We start from the raw sequence: 1,269 nt of genomic DNA, 5'->3' as shown, positions 1-1,269 counted from the left end.
TCGCGCCACATTGCGCTGCGCGAAATCCAGGACAGGAATGAAACCCTGTTCTACGCCATCATCGATCAGGCGCTGGAAGCATGGCTGCCCATCATCTACACCCCCGCGATCGGGCGGGCCTGCCGTGAGTTCAGCCATATCTGGACCCGTCCGCGCGGCCTGTTCCTGAGTTATGAGGACCGGGGCCGCATTGCCGAAATCCTGTCCCACCCGCAATGGGACGCCGTGCGCGTGATCGTGGCGAGCGATGGCGGCAGCATTCTCGCATTGGCGATCAGGGGGCGAATGGCATGGGCATCCCCATTGGCAAGCTCTCGCTCTATACCGCGTGCGGGGGGCTGGACCCGGCCCGCGCGCTGCCCATCCTGCTGGACATGGGCACCGACAACACGGCCCTGCTGGAAGACCCTGAATATATCGGCTGGCGGCACAGGCGGGTGCGCGGCGCGCAATACGATGCGTTCATTGCCGAGTTCGTCGCCGCCGTGGCGGCGCGCTGGCCCAATATCGCCCTGCATTGGGAGGATCTGTCCGGCACGGACGCCCTGCGTATCCTGGGTCGCTACCGTACGCGCATGTGTACCTATAACGATGACATTCAGGGCACGGCGGCGGTTACGGCGGGTGCGTTGCTGGCGGCGATCCGGGCGGGTGCCGCGCCACTGGCCACGCAGCGGATCGTCATTTTCGGTGCGGGCGGGGCGGGCTGCGGTATAGCCGACCTGCTGGCCCGGATGATGGTGGCCGAGGGCATGACGGCCATGGAGCCAGAAGCCGTTTCTTCATGGTTGATATTGACGGCCTTGTACGCACCGGCATGGATGGCGTAACGGAGGGCCAGCGCCCCTTCGCCCAGCCTGCCGATGTCGCATCGGGGTGGACGGTGCGCGATCCCGCCCACATCACGCTGGCGGAGGTGATGGAGAATGTCAGCCCCACCATGCTGATCGGCACATCGGGGCAGGGCGGGGCCTTTACACGCGACATCGTGGCCCCCATGGCGGCGCGGTCGGCCCGCCCGGTCATCTTCGCCCTGTCCAACCCCACCGCCAATATCGAGGCCATGCCGCAGGATCTGCTGGAATGGACCCATGGGCGCGCCCTTATCGGCACGGGCGGGCCGTTCGCTCCGGTCAGCTACGCAGGGAGCAGCCGCCCGGTGGACAGATCAACAATTCCTACGTTTTTCCCGGCGTGGGGCTGGCGGTGGTGGCAGGCGGCATTACGCGCATGACCGATGGCATGTTTCTGGCCGCCGCCCACGCGCTG

Annotated in this window: 1 pseudogene; it reads left to right on the top strand. The window is 66.4% G+C overall.

The features are described from left to right. Positions 1–9 precede the first annotated feature (9 nt). A pseudogene (gene maeA, locus JCM25156_RS32755) lies at positions 10–1,269 on the top strand (oxaloacetate-decarboxylating malate dehydrogenase); the annotation flags it as partial.

Source organism: Komagataeibacter kakiaceti JCM 25156, from assembly GCF_000613305.1.
The sequence above is the reverse complement of the archived record's forward strand: the minus strand, read 5'-3'. Positions and strand labels throughout refer to the sequence as shown.